5 protein-coding genes are annotated in these 18709 nt (G+C 50.4%); all 5 read left to right on the top strand.

What is annotated here, in order from left to right:
* Positions 1–88: 88 nt before the first annotated feature.
* Positions 89–3991, top strand: a complete 3903-nt coding sequence (locus DWX91_RS00080; protein WP_118538144.1) for an Ig-like domain-containing protein — start codon at positions 89–91, stop codon at positions 3989–3991.
* A gap of 82 nt (positions 3992–4073) precedes the next feature.
* Positions 4074–5018, top strand: coding sequence for a hypothetical protein (locus DWX91_RS00075; protein WP_022358976.1), 945 nt, complete (start codon positions 4074–4076; stop codon positions 5016–5018).
* 60 nt (positions 5019–5078) lie between these two features.
* On the top strand, positions 5079–9398 hold the full coding sequence (locus tag DWX91_RS00070) for a hypothetical protein (protein WP_118538142.1): 4320 nt from the start codon (positions 5079–5081) through the stop codon (positions 9396–9398).
* Complete coding sequence (locus tag DWX91_RS00065; protein WP_118538140.1) at positions 9398–14860, top strand: collagen binding domain-containing protein; 5463 nt, start codon at positions 9398–9400, stop codon at positions 14858–14860. Before DWX91_RS00070 ends, DWX91_RS00065 begins: the two co-directional genes overlap by 1 nt.
* Positions 14809–18672: a SpaA isopeptide-forming pilin-related protein gene (locus tag DWX91_RS00060; RefSeq protein ID WP_118538138.1), complete on the top strand. Its 3864-nt coding sequence runs from the start codon at positions 14809–14811 to the stop codon at positions 18670–18672. Before DWX91_RS00065 ends, DWX91_RS00060 begins: the two co-directional genes overlap by 52 nt.
* Positions 18673–18709 lie beyond the last annotated feature (37 nt).

Here is an 18709-nt window from a genome sequence, read left to right as displayed (position 1 = left end):
GGGAGTGAAGCTGTTTGGCAGTTTGATTAGGAGAAAAGATTGGACAAGGGGAAATCAATCTAATGTTTGGGGAAAGAGGGGAACGTGTATGGGGAAAAAGAAGATGAAAAAAGTGATTCCATTTGCGGTGATGACGACGATGCTTTTGTCGGCGACGCTGCCGGCGTTTGCGGCGAGCGGGTTTGTGTTTGAGGATTGGGATTTGGGGATTGTTTCGGAAAGGAAGGAAAAGTTGGATGATACAGACGATGCCATAAAAAGGCGGAAAGAATGGCAGAAACGGGCTGCATCGTCCAGTGAGCTTATGAATGCGGATGTGAGGGCAACTCCTTCTGAATTACGTTCTTCCAAAGTCATAGAGGCAACTCCTTCACAATTAATCATGCCGCGCGTTAGCGTCAGCGCCAGCCTCGGAAATCTCTGGGAAAACTGGGATGTGGCGGATTTGAGCTTTCTGGATGGAACACATGGACTTGGAACGAAACAAAAACCGTATCAGATACGCACGAAACATCAGCTGATGGGACTTAGCTTCCTGGCGGCGTTTGGCATGCAGCCGGATTACGGCGAGGTGGAAGAAGAGATCGTGGGGGATTACCGGGGCGCATGGTTTGAGCTGACGGCGAACATCGATCTGGGAGGAATGGACTGGAATCCGATCGGTTATTACCGGGATGATTCGGAATTTTCAGGGGAGGTGACGCACCCGTTTACGGCAAATCTGGATGGAAACGGTTATAAGATTTCAAATTTCCGGTTTGCAGGAGGCAGTTCGCCGAATGTTGGATTCTTTGGAGCGCTGGAAGGGGCGGAGATCCGAAATCTAACGCTGGAACCAGGAAAGCCGGTCAAAGGAGTGCGTCAGGTGGGAATTTTGGCAGGAAATGCGAAGGATTCCAAGATTTTTAATTGTCAGGTAAAAGGCGATGTGGGAGGAACCGGAGCGGTCGGTGGAATGATCGGGCACATGGAAGGCAGCACGGTGGAAAACGGAATGGCACAGGTAACCGTCCGAACGACGGGACGTGCAGCCGGAGCGCAGGCACTTGCGGGCGGAATCGCCGGGGAAGCGGCGGATGATTCTCGTATCATTGACTGCCAGGTCCGCACCGGGGATAACAGTACCTCGCGGATTCAGGGAACGGATGCGACTGTCGGCGGAATCGTGGGGCTTCAGAATGGGGCGGCTCTCTACAATACCTATGTAAATGGCACGATCGGCGGTTCTGGCAGCCAGAATGTCGGAGGACTCGTTGGAGAACGAATCAGCGGAGACTTGAAAGTGGGGCGGTTTGAGGGAATGATCGGTCAGTCGGGAACCGGGGCTGCCGGACACAGAGGAACCTTCATCGGATACCGCGCACCAGCTAATTATTTTAAATATGGGGATGACATCGCGTACCTGTTTGCGGATACGGAGGCGAAAATCGCAAACAATGTCTGTGGAAGCGGCATTTCAGATGATAATCAGTATACATATGCGGCGCACATCGGATATTCCCACGCGAAGGACAATTTCTTCACGCTGGTATCCGGCGGTGTCACGCGGGATGTGGACGAGCGATATTTTTATGAAGAACTGGAACAGGGGATTCTCTCGATTGTGGATGAAGAGCTAGGCGGGGAGATGGATGCGGAGTCGGTGGGATATGATCTTGACCATTTTGCACCAAATGATGCGGGACGCCCGGTCCGTGGTTATCTGATTACGATTCCGCAGATCGATACCGTCTCCAATGGAACGAATTATTACGATGTGGCAGTGCTGGAAGCACGGGGAAATGGCGCGTATTACCGGACACTCGATAAAAAACACCGAGGTGCGGTGGCACCGGGAAAGACGGTGACGGTCAGCACCTCGGCAAAGCAGGCGGAAAAAGCGCGCTTTCAGATGGAGGGAGTTCCGACGTATACGCGTGGGAAGAGCAGGAAAGATACTACTTATGTAAATGGTGGCGAGTATTGTTTTACGATGCCGGAGGAAAATACGCAGGTGTCGGCGGTTTATAAAAAGGTGGCAGTTTCGGTCGGGCTGACGCCGGGCGTGACGAAATTCCAGGTGGTGCAGGAGCGGACCGGAAACCGGAAACATCCGACGAAAGTCACACGCGTGATGGATGGAAATGGAAAATTAATTGCGACGTACATCCATGGAAATCTGCAGGCGGGAACACAGGTGCAGCCGGTGACGGTGCAGGCGATTGTGGATCGGAATAATGATGTGGCGGATGCATCGGTGCGCTGGAGTATCGATGATTCAGATTTGATTACGTTACTTCCAAATGACGATGAGGAAAATGGTTATACGAAAAAGAGCGCGTCAGTCCAGGTAAATTTAAATAGTTCGTTTATCACTGATATAGTCCGGAAACTGGAAAAAGAGCAGGCAGACCGCGGATACCAGTATGCGATCGGAAGCGACATATACGGAGCAGGGTATCAGAACGGCGGCGTAGCGGTGCTGACGGCAGAGACGAAACCGGCGGCGAGCTTTGATGGGAAGCCGTGCCGGGGAAATGCGCGGATTGAGGTTACGTTCCAGATCAAGGATCAGACCTATGTAGCCAATGAGGGTGCGGCACTAAATCAGGATCAGTTGAAATTTGAGGTGGTGCGGACATTAAACGGAAATCGGAAACATCCAGATGAAACGATCCGGGTTACGGCACCGCAGGTCTTGAGTGCGTCTTTTACACCCGATTATTTTGACCGGAAAGATATATCGTGGACTGTCGGTGACGCAGCACTGATTTCGGTGGACGGAGAGGACAAGTCTGCCGGTGTGCAGGCGAAAAAGGATGCAAAATGGATCCGGGATCTGATCGCGGCAGATCAGGGCAGACATGTGAATACACCGTATGAAATACAGACAGCTTCCGGCAGCCGCACGACGAAGGTGACAGTGATCGGCGATGATATGCTTGGAAACCGGCAGACGGCATCGTGCAGAGTACAGGTGGATTTCCGGACAGTGGACGAATCGAAGATTTGTGTGGAAGGCATCAGCCTTATACCGAAAACGCTGCAATACGAGATCAAACGCACCCGGACGGGGGCAGGTTATCGTCCGGTGGAGGCATGGACGGGAACCGGTGCGAAAAAGCTGGCAGTGTCGGTATTTCCGGCGCAGGCGTTTAACCAGAAAGTGACATATCAGGCAAGTGATGATTCGCTGTATGTATCATCGGATGGAACCGTGACGGTCAATACGACGGCTTCCTGGATACAGGAGCTTGACCGTCAATACTTAAAATCAGGCAGCCATACGGCATATGTGACCGTGAAAACCGAGGATGGTGGCTTCACGGACCGTGCGGCAGTCACAATTCAGTATGAGGCGGTCGATCAGACATACAGCGGAGGTTCCCATTCGGGCGGAGGTTCTCATTCGGGCGGCGGCTTGGGTGGAGGCTCTTCTTCTGGAAAGGGGGCAGCGGCAGGAAGCAGTGCAGCGAATGCAACCGGACCGGCATCGGGGTTCAGTGGTTTGACAGGAGCGGGTATTGGAAATCTGACAGAAGGACAGGCATGCCCCGGGCAGAATGCGGATGCGGCAGCCATACCGGAATATGTAGTAGCTGGAAACTGGCGGAAGAATGCAGATGGAAGCTGGCAGTTTGAAGCGGGCGGTAGAAGCTATGCTTCTGAGTGGGCGGCTGTCCACAATCCATATGCCGATCCGGCAAAGGGGCAGAGTACGTTTGACTGGTTCCGATTTGATGCAGATGGCAGGATGGTGAACGGCTGGTATACGGATGTGGATGGAAACACATATTATCTCTGGAAGGAAATGGATGGAACACAGGGGCGTATGCTGACTGGCTGGAACTGGCTGCCGGGAAGCGATGGAGTGTTTCATTGTTACTATTTTCAGGAAAAATCTGATGGAATGAGGGGACGTTTGTATCGAAATATGCACACCCCCGATGGGAATTTAGTCAATGCGGATGGTTCCTGGGTGCTGGACGGAATAGTACAGACGAGAAGCTGAGAGAGGAGGAGAGAAAAAAACAGAGGCAAACAGGAAAATGAAGTGGAATGACACGAAAAGAATAAAAAATGGGGGTATAAAAATGAAACAGGATAAGAAAACAACCAATAAATCGGGATGTACAGCCGTACTGGCAGCAGCCATGATCGCAGCCGGAGGTTTCAGCGCTTATGCGGGCAATCAGGGGACGCATGGCGGTGAATGGAAGGACACAGAGAGTCTGAGATGGGAGTGGCAGAATGGAGAGATGAGTTTTTATGGAAATGGAAGTATTTTTTCAGAGCAGCACCCAGAGATCAGTGATCCGGAATATTACCTGAAAGAGGCAGTCCGTTATCCGGGGGAAGCAAATCCAGGGTGGAATACGAAGGGAGAACCGAAAGCAAATTATAGCTGGGCTTCGGTCGAAGAACTGCAGAAATTTGTCAATAGTTTTGACTGGATTCATTTGGATGAAAAAACGCGTCTTCTGTATGTGCATAACCGGATTGCAAACGGAGAGGGAGGTTTTAACCAGAATCATTACGGTTCGCCGGAAGAGGCAAAGGATTTCCCGGTTTTGGAAGGAGGCGTTGGCGTCTGCCGGGATTTCGCGGAAGAATTTCAGTTCCTATGCCAGATCGTAGGGCTGGAGTGTGTGACCTACACGCCGGAATATCTCCATGATGCGTGCCTGGTGCGGATCGGCACGCAGTGGTATGCGACGGATCCGACCTCCAGCCTGCCGCTATTTTCAAATGCGAAAACATATCCGGTTGACTTTGAGACGGAGTTTTACCGCTATGAGAATAAGGAGCGGGAGCAGAGAAGAAAGGAGTATGAAGCGGATCCGGACAGTCTTGCCAATGTGCTGGCGCTGACCTTGAGTATGCGGGGAGAAGGGACGATTTCCGAGGCTGCCTGGGAGAAAATACAGGCACCGATGGGGCAGATAGAAGAACAGTGGGGACGACAGGAAATATCAAGACAGGAGTATGAAAAGGGGATTATCTCGCTGCTGAAATCAGTTTGGGGAACTGAAAAATAAAGAAAACGAGGGACTGCCGGTGTTAAGGGGCGCGGGGCAGTAAAAACGAGGAGGAAGTTTATGGGGGAGTATCGGTACAGAGAGAATGCGAAACGGGGGATGGCGTTTGTACTGGCAATTATATTGGGAGGAATGGCTTTTTTGCCAGGATTCCCGGTTTTTCCGGTGAAAGCAGCACCTGCGAGCGGTCAGCAGACAACACTGACGACAGCCCATGGCGATACGCTGCTGGGACACAAGCTTTATTGTATCGATAAGGGCGGTTATGCGATCTGGGGAATTGCAGAAAAAGGGGATCTCTATGAAGCACACCGTCCCTCCCAGGCATCTGTTCCGCTGAGCAGTCAGGAACAGAAATATGTATTTTGGGCGATGCTCTCGCTCAGAGCAGCGCTGGGGGATGAAAAGGCAAATACATTTATCCGGGCGATCAATGTGGCAGCAAAAGCACAGGGAAAACCGGAAATTATCAAGATGGTGTCCGAGGAAGATCTGAAAACAATCCTCTATGTTCCAGCTGTGCGGGCAAAATATCCGTGGCTGGAGGCAGCTGCGTCAAATAGTGAGGCGTACATGCAAATGGGAGGAATGCTGTCTGGCGGAGGCAGCGGAAAGGAAAATACCGGTGTCGGCGGCGGAAAGATTCCTAATGTGATAGCTTCCAGCACCTCGCTGGGAACGGCAAAACAGGTAGATGCGGCGACTCTGACGCTGTCGTTTGCGCCGGATGGCTCGGATTGGGATTTTATCCGTTCTGTACCGCTTGAATTTTCAAACAATGACGGTGTTTCATTCAGCCCGGTTCCGACCGATGGATGGACGTATACAAAAACCGACTCGCAGATCATATTTAAAAATCCAAATCCAAAACCGTCGAAAGCCCTGATTCGTTTCCGGGTGGAAGGAACCCCATACGCTTTGGGCGGCGGGGGATATGCTTCGGCGGAGGAGGCGATTGACCAGTCGCTTCAAATCTGGGAGTGTGTGACCTGTTCGGGGACACACGGAGGCGGAACGCCTGCCAAAAGTGATCCGTGGATTCATCAGCGGATGGCATGGATGGAGCTCGGAATGGTTCCGGTCAATTATTTTGCTGAATTGGCGGGCGATCCAACCCCGGTACCGGAGCAGGGAGGCATTCAGTTTGAGGTATTTAGGCATGAAGAGGATTTTACTTCCACCTATAATCTGCAGATGTATAAATACGATCATGAGACAGGGAAAGCGCTGGAAGGGGCGCGGTTTGGCTTCTTTGAGCGCTTTGACGATAAGAACAGGGTAAATACTGAGCGGGATGGAGCTGCCGAATTGTATGAGGGCGGAGAACCATATGCCAGTCATTATCAGGATGAGCCGGTTCTCTGGGATGGTTTCAGACAAGTGGGTTCGGCGGTAACGGATGGCGATGGCTACGCCTCCCAGACGGTGGAGCATGGTTATCACTATGACAAGACGTTCTGTGACGGTCATCCGGCACCGACCTTTGTACCAGTTCCAGAGGACGAGGAGGACGAAGAGGGAGAAGTCATCAATGAGGATGAGATTGAGGCGGCGCAGGCAGAAAATATCCGCCTGGCAAATAGCTGGCTTTTGTGCGAAGAGGAATGTGAAGGAAAGGCGGGCGGAGACTTTGAGGGCGTCCATTTTCACTGGATGATGGAGGAGGTCGATGCAGGGGAGATAGAAGGTATCGCGTCAGACGGCGGCTCCGAGGGAGAAACACCCGATGCGGGACCGACGACAGGGGCAGACGGGGAAACTTCGTATGCAAAGTCTGGCTGCCAAGAGGACTGTGGGCAGACGTATGAGAAGTTCATTTCCATGAAGTACAGTTATACCTGGAAAGAATTTAAAGCGCGGGATGGATATATTCTGCATGATGAACATGCAGATGACCTGCCAATTGAGATTATCACAACCGATGCATCTGAGCATGGGGCAAATGCAGCCTTTGGAGGCGGATATTCGCGTGATGTGGTGCTGGGAACGAAGAGTGTGAGAAGGAGTCAGGGCATCGGAGAGGCTTCCGGAAATCAGAATGGAGAAAGTGAGGCGAAGGCAGGAATTTCTGGAAAAAATGGCTGGGAGCGTCGAAGTGCGTCTGGCTGGACGATCCGGGAAAATTTAGCGGCTTTTCTGGGGGAGAGTCCTGTATTTCCAGGGCCGCTAAAAATGCGTGTTTTGCCGCAGAGGGTGGTTCTGTTTACGGCATTGGATGCAGCGCTTCTGGGGAAAGCGACACCGTCGGAGGCGGAGATAGGAGAAAAATCGCAAGATACAGGAAACAAAGCGGGGAGAAAGAGGAATAAGACAAGTGAAAACGAACAGGACATAAATGAAAAAGACAGAAAATTGACACAGGAGAAGAAGGAAGCAACTGCCTCGGAGATGAAAGTATCTATTTCGGACCATCTGGTAAATCGTGTCCAGAAAGGGTTTGTGTTTATTGATGAAGCGGATGATGATTTAGAAGAAGCAGAAAAAGCGGAACGTGAAAGTATTCGGCGATATATGGCAACCGGCTCAGATTTATTGACAACCGAGGCAGGTTTTTATACAAGCTGGCATTCACCTTCTTTGTTGTATCAAAATCCGCAGTTGTCACAAAGAACGGAAACACTGGCGGGTGCGGCAGCAGAGTCACTATTTTTCCCTGCCTATGAATCGGCGCTTGTTTCCGCGAGTGTGGGTTCAGTGATAGAGCCGGGAAGTGCTGGCAATTTCAGCCATTGCAATGGGGCAGACGGCGAGAAAGATGCCTGGAGGATCTATGATCACCGGACAGAGGGCGAGGTACATATCAATAAAAAGGATCTGGATCTGAAAAAGGGCGAAAATGAGTCTTACAATGCGCTTGGGGACTCACAGGGGGATGCAACGCTGGAAGGTGCAGTGTATGGCTTGTTTGCAGCAGAAGATCTGCTGCATCCGGATGGGAAAACAGGGGTAGTTTACCGGGCCAATCATCTGGTGGCGGTGGCGACGACAGACAAAAATGGAGATGCCTCGTTTCTGGCATGTACAGAGGCGCCGGGGCGAACCTATGATTATTCGAAAGGGTCGATTGTGGATGCAGCAGATGGATGGCGAAAGAAAGCGCCGGGAAATCTGTATACACAAGATGCGGCGATCGATGATTATACGGCAGATAAAGCCTGGGAGCGGATTTATTATAACAATACGTCAAAGAATGGGAATGCCTGGATTGGACGCCCACTTCTGATGGGGGAATATTATGTTAAGGAATTAAGCCGATCCGAGGGCTTTGAACTTTCGATTGGAAATAAACTTCACGCAGTTACAAACCTGGGACAGGATCTGGAGGCGGCGGTCCTGGAACCGGGAGAAGGATATGCCCATATTTCCATGCAGATGTATGGGGAAGAGCAGGCAGGCGATGGCGGAGCTGATACGAATGAAATTTTCTTTTCGGCAGAGTCAAAGGACACGAAAGAGGGAGTTTATGAGATTGTGGTGTCAGGGCTGCCGGAGGGCGTGAGCTTTTATCGAAAAGACGAGGGAAAAGGAACGGTTTCGGTGGAAGCTGGGACAGGTGAGTATGAAAAAGTTTATACCGGGGAACTGGCAGTGGCAGAGAACAACTATCAGTATCCAAAGTACAATGCGGATGGCACGCCGATGAATAAAAAGGTTCCGATTGAGTATGCGGCGGGGTGGATGCGCCAGGTCCGGGTGCAGGAACTTGTGCCGGAGACAGTGGAAGCAGTTCTTTTGCAGGCAGAAACGGGAATGACCGAGGAAGAAAATGCGGACAAGCTGGCAAAGATATTTGATGTGGATGACTTTTGTTATTTGAAAGGGAAAGCCGAGCGGGTACTCCGCAGACATGCGAAAATAACACCGAGGACACCGGGAGCAGGAGAAAATGCATATTCCAGTATCTATACCGGCGTATTTGACCGGGGCGTCCGGGAAGGAGAGCGGGACGTGTACGGCGTCAGCGGTGTGACACCGGGAGAAAAGGCAGAAAAAACGGTGTATGGTTCGCCGGTCCAGACGATTGCGGTGCCGAAAACAAAAGATGGAATCTCAATGACAGTGGGAGACGTGATCACTTCCGTTCTGGATTTTTATCATACCCATCCATATATCAGCTATGGCGGTCTGGACGCGGTGCAAGAGTTTTCGGATTCGTTTGAATTTACGGTATATGCAGGAATTTTAGGAATACCGGAGAATTTCATGGTACTGGGAAGTGATCCGGAGAAAGACAGCCTGATTTTTCACCGGGCAGAGTGGCTGCCGGAGAATATGGAAATGTGTCCGCGTTATGTGTATATACCATATTCAAATAATCGAGGGCGGGACGCATTTGGAACGTATACTGATTATAGGGAACTACCGTTGGAAATCAGGTGATGGCATCGGCACTTTTGCAGACAGATGCTGTGATTGAGGGAGATGGTACGATTGTTCCGAAGGAAAATGAGGTAAATGTCTATTACAAAACCGGGGAAATTCCGTATGATGCGGATGGGCAGCCGATCCAGGTGGTTGTTTACCGGGAAAAGACAGAAACACAGCAGCGGGAGGTAACGGAGACAAAATGGGTTCATCAGGCAGCAGACCGGAATGCAGATGGGAGATACATACTGCGGGTCAACGCGAATTTTACCGACAGTTTTGGCGTGAAAAAAACAAATGCAGGCGTGCTGGAAGAGCTAGGATTTAAGGCGGTATTGAAAGAGAAGAAGGTTACACTGAACGAGGAAGAAGCCGCAATGCTGGGAAATGGTTTCTTTGCCGGCCACCAGATGAACAGTTCCAGCTATTACACGTGGATAAAACAGGCGCGGGCAAAGGCATATGTCGATTCTGGACGTTCCGGCTTGACAGGGGATGATTCCTATGTGGTCCCGGTGGCACTGGCGTACCCGGGGCAGGAGACCACCTATCAGGATGCCGGGACAAGGAAAGAACCGCTGGGTGTACTGGAGCGAGTGATCCGCCAGAAGATAAAAATCGTCAAAAATATAGCGACGACACCGGTGGGCACCTATGCACATAACACTTATGCGGAAAGTGGGCACACCGATCCGTTTACGGAAAAAGAGGGAGGAAACGAAAATGTCGCTTCAGCACTGCCAAATTTCCGCTTTAAGCTCTATTTGAAATCCAATCTGGAACGTCTGTACCGGAATACGGATGGCGAAATCGTGTGGATGAACCGGGATGGGGAAGTCGTCTCGTTGCCGGAGGTAAAAAAGAATTTTCCACTGCTTAGAGAATCCTTTGCTCCGGTTCAGAAAATTTTCACGCAGGTAATTCATAAAAAAGATTCCCAGACGGCTGGTTCCGTCAATAACAATGTCTGGGGCAGCGCAGTGACGGCAAAGGAACGTCTGTACGAATATGGAAAAGACGGGCAGATCGCGGATTCGAAAGAGGTCAGTCAGGGATATACAAGACTTCTTGAGACGGTCATGCGGACCAAGGAAGATGAAGCGGGAGCGGTACGGGAAGTTTCCGGCTATCAGTATGAGAAATTTTTCGATGCGATGGCGGTGGCGAACCGGGATAAATGGCAGCGGGCAGATGCAGCAGATACATCCTTTAAGCCGTTTGCGTGGATCCGTATGGGCATTTTTGGAACCGGTGGCGGAGAAATAAAAGATCCGGCGCATCATAACAATGCGGCGATACAGAATCAGAGCCGTACGTCGGAAGCAGCCATAGAAAATGCAAAACGGTCGGATGCTGTCCGTCAGTTTGCGATGGACTGGTATTTGAAGGATGAGGTAAAGAAGCAGAACATTCAAGCATCGGGCGGACAGGAAGGCTACCCGGATTATATCTATGATGAAGCATTACATCAGGCAATTTTAAAAGCAGAGGAATATTTGAAGCCGTTTTTCTCCTATGATTTGGACGATTTATACGCGATTGAGTGGGACAGCGCGGAAAATGGAGGTTCCGATCGGGACAAAACAACGTTGTCAGCAGAAAAATTAAAAAAATCCGAGGAAGGTTATTATTATGGCATTTCGAAATACCTTCCTTACGGAACCTATGTGGCAGTCGAGCAGCAGCCGTATTCGGGAGCACTGGAAGATTTCAAAAACCAGCATTATCGGATCGACCAGCCGAAAGAAATAGAAGTCCCGTCGGTTTATGAGGCAGGTGGAAACCTCGTATCTCCGGAAAAAAAGTCAGCGGATTATCAATATGACGCCTCGGCATCGCCGGAAACGCTGGCGGCGAACTATCAGATCCGGATGAATGAAGAGTGGGGAGATACAAATCAGGCGGATTTGAGGAAATATGTGATCCGCGCACATGGACAAGATGGAACTTATGAGATTTATAAGTATGGTCTGGATGCGGATAAACGGCAGGGAACGATCTCCTATCCAGGCGGAAGCTATGACTACAGCGGATTTTCGCCCGCTCAGAGGGAAATGGCGCCGTACAAGGACATTTATCGGTCTGAAAATGCAAACAGCCGGTACCGGAGCAACGAGAAGGTAGAAAGCTATTACCGTTATGGTTCGATCTCAGAGCAGGCAGGGTGGGCAGATTCAGTGGAATATCCGTATGGAGAGAAGACGGATGATAACAATCCGGCGGGATTTTATCTGAAAGATCATGTCAGGACAATCACCGGGGCGCTGACCGGGTTTGACGGGCGGTATTTTCAGGGATTGGTGCCTTACAGTGTGACAGAACCGGCGGCGGAGTCCGCCTATGATGCGTTGGGATTTACCGGCTACGCGGATGGAAAATATCGGAATACGTTTTATGCTGCAAAGCTTCGGATTGAAAAACTAGATTCGGAGACGGGAGAGAATATTCTGCATGATGATGCAGTGTTCGCTATTTATGCCGCCAGCCGGGATACGTCGAAATACAGCGAGGGGGAGGTGCAGTTTTATGAAAAAGATACACAGGTGACAGCCAGCCGGGAATTTTTGGAGGCAATGGGGGCAAAGAAAATCGCGCCGGTTGATTTGAAAACGCTAATTCCGTCAAAATACCCCTGGAAAGCACCTTATACAGGAAAATATACAGGCATAATCCCGGCAGGAACTCCGATTTGCAGTGAAACCGATCAGGTGGTGATGCAGGATGCCTTTGGGACGCGGACGGGCACATTCCGGGTTTATTCGACGCTGCAGGATTTTGGTGGTTTGGGGGAAACTCTGCCGTCCAACCAGAATACAGGATATCTGATCACGCCGCAGCCGCTGGGAGCAGGAGCCTATGTGTTGTGTGAATTATCTGCACCGGAAGGATACGTGAGAACGAAACCGATAGCGGTGGAAGTGTATTCGGATGAAGTGACGTATTATCGGGACGGAGAGCGCGGTCAGCGGGTGGCAGCTGCCGTGTATAGAGAAATGGTAACCCGGATAAGCAGCAACGGAGAAGCAGTCCAGAATCCGGATGGAACGAAGCCAAATGGCAATAAGCCGCAGGACCGGGGGGATGTGGCGCGGATTTATGTAGGAAATACGCCGATCCGGCTGGAAATCGCGAAAGTAAAACAGGAGGAAACGGAGATTCTGTTTGAGTTGAGCGATCGACGAGAGGGAACTTTGACCGAGCTTTCGAACCGTTATGGTCTTGAAAATCTGGAACTGGCGTACAATGCGTCGGGAACGTTCCTTGGGTATGGGTGGTCAAAGGGCTGGCTGGATAGTCTGAGGGCAAAACAGGAAGCCGGGGAGTGGATTGACCTGATTTATGAGGATCAGGTTTTTACTGGAAAGGCGATCTGGCATCGGGTTCCAGATACGGCGCACGCACTCAACCGCTATCTTCCAGGTGCATCAATGTGCCTGTATGATGCGATCGAGGTAAAGAAGAACGGGGACAGTGAGGACCGGGCGTATGCCGGTGTCAATGTGGTGCGCGATTCGTTTGGAAATGTGATCCGGATGTATGTGCAGAAAGGTTATGCGGGAAACCGGCTTCTGTATGTGAAGGATAAAGAACAAGAGGGGGAAGATAACAAAGGAGAAAATAACAATTATACACGATATACGCAGGATGACCGGTTCAACGACCAGGGGAAAGGCAGATGGATTCTCAAGTGGGTTGAACGTGAAGATACAGACATTTTATATTACGATCTCGGGGCTCTGGAGGTATTTACGACACTCCGGGGCGTGCGGTATGCCTATAACGAAAAGGGCGAGACGGTGCGTCCCAAAGACGGCGAACCGATCTATGCGATGAAAGACGGCGTTCCATTTCTGGAAATTGTAAGCCCCAGCTATGAAGAACTGGCGTACAGCCGGAAAGAAAGGCGGTTTGAATACGTTCCGTCCGGGACAAAATTCTATCATCTGGCGTCAGACGGAAGCCGGGACAGCGAGGTAGAACCGTACACGGGAATGGCATATGTGACGGAGGAGAAAACCGGCAAAACATTGGTGTGGGTGGTCCGGGTATCGAAGGATCGCTATGAAAATGTGATTGCCAGGGATAAGATAAAGACTGGCCGCGTGGCAACGATGTATGCTGATACGGAACAGGAATACACGATTGGGACATATGACGGAGGTCTGCTGCAGCCCCATGTCAATCCGGTTTTGAATGAAAATGGGCTGCCGGTTTATTACCAGCGTTCCGATCAGACCTATATCAAAGGATATCCCGTTTATGATCGGGATGGCGATTATGTGCGTTACCGATACAGCGATCTTCTCAGAGCTTACAATGCCAATGCATGGGATCTGCAGTTGAAAGCAGCGCTCTATGATATTGGAAATGATCCGGAAAAACGGGAAGATGACCGACCACTGTACCATCGTCAGGGTGAGGCGTATCTGATGGAAAACAGCTGGATAACCGGGGATGAAATGCCAAACGATCCGTTCCATACACGGATCAGAGATGGGCAGGTGGACGTTTTAAAACGCGTCCCGGTGGGAACGTATATTTTAGAGGAGACGCGTGCCCCATCCGGCTATGCGAAACGGATGCCGGCAGGTCTTACGGTAGAGGAAACCTGTGAGGTACAGGAGCTGTACCTTACTAACCGCCCGATCACGGTGCAGATCGAAAAGATCGACGCGCCAGAACAATATCAGCAGCCAGTCCGGGACTATGATCGCATTTTGAACGAATCGGATTCTAAGACCTGGGAGGAAGGAAAAGGGGGGTATACGTTTTCAAGTGTGGAAGGAGCCGTGTTAGCGCTCTATCCGGCAAAAAGAGTTGCGAGTGATGATTTGGAAGCACATCCGTCCGGGTATTATCTGGAAAAGAAAGGGGAACTTCCGGCGAACTGGACGGTACTAGATGAGAGAAACCAGAAAAAGACAGTGACTGCGAAATGGACCGTCGGAAAGACGCCAATGGCATGGGAGGGGATTCCGGCAGGCGATTATATTCTCGGGGAGATAGAGACGCCTCCGGGATATCTGACAAATCAAATAGAGGTGGAAATCCAGGAAACTTCTAAGCTGCAGATCATCACGATGCAGGAGGATCATATAAAAACCGCCTTTTTCAAATATGAGGAGAAGGATGGAAAAAAAGAATGTCTGCCGAATGCATATGCGGCGGAGCTGACCCTGTACGAGGCAGTGACAGATGAAAATGGAATTGTCATGGAAGCGGATGGAACACCGCGCTATGACCGGGAAAAACGGGTGACGAGCTGGAAGACCGAAGATGCGAAAGCTACAGCCAAGGAAGCGACAGCTTTGCAGCCCGCTATCAGAAGCTGTATGCAGAATATCACACAAGGTTTAACACGGTTGCATGGTGTGGATATACCGCTGAAAAACAGGAAGAAACGGCGACAGAACAGGGCGAATCAGTGCGTCAGCTCTGGAATCTGGGAAATGGTTCGCAGGTGCTTGTTCAGGTAACGAAAAATCTGCAGCCGGATGGAAAAGCAGGCTACAGCTATGATTTCCGCTGGAATTACCAGATGGAGGAGACTCTGGTCAGTTATGATACCTCCGATGGGATTCACCGGATTGATTATTTACCGCTGAATCCGACGAAAAATGATTTGGCTTCGAACAGAAAGAAAGGCTATTACGTTCTGGTGGAGACGAAAACACCAAGCGGCTATCAGAAAGCAGCACCGAAGCCGGTGATTGTCGAAGAAACTGCTGAAATTCAGCTTTACGGGCTGGAAAATAGGGCAAAGTCTGTCTATATTTCCAAGCTGGGAAGCTCAGGAGAGGCATCCGAAGAGGCAATTTATCTGGCAGGCGCAGAACTTGCTGTTTTCCGGGCGGCACAGGATGGAAGCCTGATGCAGGAAAAAGAATATTTAGTGGAACGCTGGATTTCTGGATCGGATGGAAAATTTACAGAGGAAGAAGCAGAAAAACAGGAGATTCCGGCAGGATGGAAGGCAGGGGACTGGAAGCCGCATCGGATTTCTCCGATTGCCTATGGAGTGTATTATCTGGTGGAACTTTCGGCACCGGCAGGTTATCGCCTCATGGAACCTAAGAAATTTACGGTGGCGGCTGCTTCGGGGGAGACAATCGAAGCGGTTAATACGTTGAAACAGGGACGGGTTCGGGTTGAAAAGGTGGATGAGAGAAAGCCAGAGGAAAAACTGGCAGGTGCGGTGTTTGAAGTGAAAAACAGAGAGACGGGAGAAAAGGTTCAGATGGAGACAGACGAGAGCGGTCAGGCGGAAAGCCCGTTTCTGCCAATCGGAACGATAGGGGAGAATGGAAGCTGGATTCCGTACCATTACGAAGTCCGTGAGACGATGCCGCCGGATGGATATCAACTTATTCCGCGCGTGTACGAGGTGCTGATAGAAGATCAGAAGGAATGCGAGGTGCTAACGTATGATCTGACGGTGCCGAATGAAACAACGAAAATCAAAATTTCCAAGCTGGATTTCGATACGGGTCTCTTTGTGTCAGGAGCAAAGCTGGCAGTGTATGAAGCGGGATTTTTGGATGGTGTGTACACTGAAGCGGGTGAGGCATTGGAAACCTGGATCTGCGATGGGAAAACACACGTGATAGAAGGAAAGCTGATTGCCGGGCACACGTATCTTCTGAAAGAACTGGAAGCGCCGGATGGATACACTGTGCAGAAACCGATGATTTTCACGGTGTCAGATACAGGCAGGGGGATTAACGCAGCCAGAGATGGTGCAAATGCGCTGGAGATAGAGACAGCAGACGGTTTATTTGACAGCATAACGTCTCTGCAGGTGCAGGGAAGAAAAGCGCTTCGTCTGGTGAGAACTCTGTGGGATTTGGACAGTGGGGAAGAATTTGTACTTGCTTCACTGATGGAAGCTTCTGTGCCTTATCTGGAACGAGAAAAATGTGAAAAAGAGGGGGTGGCGGAAGGACATCGTTTCGAACTGCGGGAGATCATTGAGTTCAGTGACGGCAGCCGCCGGACGATAGAAAAAAATACATTCCGTCTGAATTGGGATGAGAACGGACATTATCCGCTGACGCTTAGAACATTAAAAGGAACGAGGTATCGTCTGGAAGAATATCATCAGAAAGAGACAGATGGCAGGGAAGTGGAAAGCTGGATCCCGGAAAACAGAGATGGCTTGGGATATATCCATGAAATACGAAATCCGGAATACAGCGACCCTTGTGGCATCCGCGCCGTTTCCCCGATTGGAAAAGACGGAGCAGCGGTGCTGCCGGGAAGTGTAATTGTATATGAAATTACATATCGGAATCAGTCAGATAAAAAAGAAAATATGAAGATTGGACTGGAAATTCCAGCTGGGTGTGAACTAATGACAGCGGCTTCGATGGGCGGAGCGGAACAAATAGGTGAATCCTGGTATTGGAATATAGAGAATGTGGCAGCCGGATCAGGAGGCATTTTGCGGGTGGCTGTTCTGGTTGGAGAGCATATAAATGAAAACGGACAGGAAAATCATTCTGGTATGACGGTAACGGCAACGATATGGGGAAAAACGGGCAAAAGCTATGAATCCTTCCATCCAATTCTATCTCCGGGCGCAATTGCTATCGCCGGGCGGGTGACGGGAACTGCCGCGGCGTTGTTAAGGCAGATAGATATAACATATACGTTATACTTAAAGAATGCGGAGGGAAAAGAGCTTCCAGGCTTGATTTCGTACACAGGTTCTAAATCGGGAACGCTGCGAAGTGGAGGAAGCCTGACGCTTTCTTGTGGCGAATCGGTTGTTTTGACAGGAATGCCGTGGGGAACCAACTATGAGGTTCGGGCACAAGTTCCGGCACAGACTCCGGATGGACTGCCGATCGAGTGGAAGAGTACAGGAAGCACGGGACGGACCTCCCGGCAGGGAAATACAGTGCTCTGGGAATTTCATCAGAATGATCGGTCGGTGCGTGAAGTGCTCAAACGTGGGAATAGATACCGCCTGGTTGAACTGCTGGAACTGGACGGTGGAAAAACGGAAGAGGTGGAGTCGAATCAGATGATTTTTTCTCTGGGGGACGATGCACAGATAGATGGAATTGGAATGATAGATTCCCCGACAAAGCTGGTCTTTTCAAAGACAGATCTGGGCGGAACGGAGCTTCCGGGTGCTCAGATAGAGATTCTGGATCAGTCTGGAAATGTAATCGAATCATGGATTTCTGCGGATCATCCTCATGAGATAATTGGAACGTTGACACCGGGAAAGAGTTATATAATGCGCGAGACGGGAGCGCCGGATGGATTTGCGTATGCGGAAGAGATTCCATTTACTGTTTCCGAGGATGGAATGGTCGAGCGGATTTCCATGCAGGACAAGCCGACGCACGTGGAAATCACAAAATACAGTGTGACGGGAGAAAAGGAACTGCCGGGGGCGCGGATGGAACTCTGGGAGGAGAAGGAAGGCGGAACCTTGGTTGATTCGTGGGTATCTGATCGGGGCGCCCATGTGATAAAAGGTAAGTTAAACGCTGGAAAAAACTATGTGCTGGTAGAAAAAACAGCGCCGGATGGGTACTGGAAAGCAGAAAAAGTGACATTTACGGTATCACTGGACGGTCGAGTCGATCAGGTGAAGATGTATGACAGACCGACGGAAGTGCAGGTGGAGAAGCGGAAATGGAGGGAGCAGAAAGGAGATAGCGAATTTGTAAAAGGTGCCCACCTGAGGATTTCGGATGAGACTGGAAAGGTAATATTGGAATGGATTTCTGAAGAAAAGGAGAAATGTATACAGGGCATTTTAAAGGAGGGCTGCCGCTATATTCTGGAAGAGCTGAAAGCGCCGGAGGGCTACGAAAAAGCCGAACCAGTTTCATTTACGGTTTCAGAGGGCGGAACGGTGACGGTTGTGCAGATGTATGACCGTTTGAAGCCGGAGAAGCCGGGGCGACCGGGGCACGGTCAGCCGGAACATCCAAAGAAAGTGATAGAAGAGCTGAAAGAGGGCTATTTAACAGTTCACGTGCCAGAGTCGATCTGTGGAGAGGGGAAAATTGTTCTCGACGGCAGACAGATGAAGCCGCTTCCGAAGATGGGATATGGAGAATCAGCCACCTGGGAAGTAGAAGGTGCTTATCAGATCGAGGACGAAAAAGAGCGTCTGAATGAAGCAATTTCACTGATTTGGAAGTGGAAACTGGTGATTGGACTGATATGTATGAGCGCTGGGGCAGGACTGGCGCTCGCAGAGCGGCGAAGAAAGGAGGAAAATATAAAAAAGAATATGGAGAGGAATGATAAGGGCAAGGAGGAGTAAAAAATAAGAGAAAAATCAAAATCGATCAGATGGCAGA

Source organism: Clostridium sp. AF22-10 (assembly GCF_003478725.1).
In the GTDB taxonomy this organism is placed as follows: Bacteria; Bacillota; Clostridia; order Lachnospirales; family Lachnospiraceae; genus Otoolea; species Otoolea fessa.
Note: the sequence above shows the minus strand (reverse complement) of the source record. Positions and strands in the feature narration are given on the sequence as shown.